This is a genomic window from Moorena sp. SIO4A1, from assembly GCF_010672065.1.
Taxonomy (GTDB): Bacteria; Cyanobacteriota; Cyanobacteriia; order Cyanobacteriales; family Coleofasciculaceae; genus Moorena.
On the sequence record NZ_JAAHHX010000440.1, the window covers coordinates 1 to 1,879 of the forward strand.

2 protein-coding genes are annotated in these 1,879 nt (G+C 38.3%); both read right to left on the reverse strand.

Going from position 1 to position 1,879, the window contains the following annotated elements; all coding sequences use genetic code 11:
• Positions 1-164: 164 nt before the first annotated feature.
• Positions 165-1,655 (reverse strand): IS5 family transposase, encoded by a 1,491-nt coding sequence (locus F6K53_RS39205; protein ID WP_293085308.1) that lies wholly within the window; start codon positions 1,653-1,655, stop codon positions 165-167.
• The gene (locus F6K53_RS39210; RefSeq protein WP_293085311.1) at positions 1,639-1,854 is read right to left on the reverse strand and encodes a hypothetical protein; all 216 of its coding nucleotides are present in this window, start codon (positions 1,852-1,854) and stop codon (positions 1,639-1,641) included. Before F6K53_RS39210 ends, F6K53_RS39205 begins: the two co-directional genes overlap by 17 nt.
• Between the last annotated feature and the right edge of the window lie 25 nt (positions 1,855-1,879).

A 1,879-nucleotide genomic window follows, 5' to 3' on the forward strand; every position in this document is an offset into this window, starting at 1 on the left:
ACTCACCGTCACAGATGATGACGGTGCAAAATCAGATACTAAATGCTTCATTACTGTTAGATCGATTTCAAATAACTGTTCAGATCCTAGTAGAGTTGATTTCTGCCCTAAGTAGGGTTTGCTGAATAAGTCGGGTAAAAACAACCGATGAATTATTTAATTATTTATGCCTGAAGCAAAGATGAGTGTTTATTGGTGACAAGTCCCATAATGATAACGTTTAATAATAATTTATTACCCAAAAAGGTGTTATTTGGTTTGAAGCACGAAAAAATACAAAAAAACTGCCGCAGCAGGGCAGACAAATTCATGACTAAAAAAGTAATAGCAATAGCTGTTTGAGAAGTATGAGGAAGTTTAGCCATGACTCGGTTTAGGCTAAATCTACGTTTAGATACTCCAAATTTTCCTTCAATCCCATTACGAATTATTTCGTCTTCTTTGGCTTGCTTCTTTTTTTCTGCACTAATATTGGCTTTCGGTCTTCCTAAGGGAGGTCCACTTATTCTAATTCCCCTCTCTTTACAAAAGGCTCGATTAGAGCGGGTTCGATAAATTTTATCGACATGTACAGATTCTGGGTAAACTCCTGTCCGATATTTGAAGGCTTCAATTTGATTTTTTAAATCCCCTGATTCATTAAAGTTATCCCAGCTTATACGGTCTAAAAATACATATCCATCGATACAACTGACGGATAATTTCGCTCCAAACTCCACAGGCGTTCCGGCTTTTCCTCTGACAATGGGACGGATATGAGGTTGGCTTAAATTGACTATTCTGCTGTCAATTCTCTGTGTTTTATTGTCATACATCCATTGTTGTTGACGGTAGACTTCGGCAATCACCAGCAAGCTCTTATATTCTCTATTGCTCAAAGGCTCTAGCCTTGCTCCTGCTTGGATTAGCTGCTCGATATGGGATAGGTTTCTTTTTATATATTGCAGTTGCTTTTTTATCGCTTTTCTTCTTTCTTTTTTTCTGGGTCTCCGTTGTTTGGCTACTTTTAAGTAATCTTTCTGAGCCAGGTTTCTATAGGTTTTTGGTTTTTTATTTACTTTTTCTCTCACCGTTTCATATAGGTTATCTATTATTTTTTCACTGGCGACTCTAGCTTGATTTAATAACCCTAAGTCATTGGGATACCTTATATCTCCTGGTGCTGCCGTCGCATCGGACAGCAATTGCCCTCTATTTTTTTCCTCTCTTTCTTTACCTGAGTTGTCATTTGATGACTCATTTTCGTTTTTTTTTAATACCTCCCCAACCATCTTTTCATTCACTCGGTTTACTAAATTTGCTGTTATTCTTTCCCTAAACTTTACCAATAGTGATGGGTCAAACGGTGCTTCGTTGCTGTAAGTACTTCTACCTATCAAATATTGTAGATAAGGATTTTCCTTTATCTGTTCTACTGTTTCTCGATCACTTATTCCTAATTTCTCTTTGATTATTAATGCACCCAATGCTATCCTAAATGGTAGGGCAGGTGCTCCCATCTCCACCGCAAAATTTTTGGCGTATTCCTCTTCAAATTCTGACCAAGGTACTAGATTAGCCATGATGACCCAACGGTTATTTTGTGATAACTTTCCTTCAAAGGGCAGTTCAAAATCTTCCGGTTGGCTGGGGGCTGAGTCAACTTTTCGGTACATTTTCCCTGATGGCGGTGCAAGGGTTTTGACGGATCTTACCAGATTTCCTTGAACTTAAGCAACTGTCAAGGTAGCTCAAACCATTGATGCCATTGGGTTTCCGGTTTTTCCAGCAAGCCCTAGTTATTTTTGAGGAAATAGGGGACATGGAACAGGGAATAGGGAACAGGGAACAGTCAATAGAGCAATTGGCATTCAAAATCAGTTAATTATTATTGCAAATA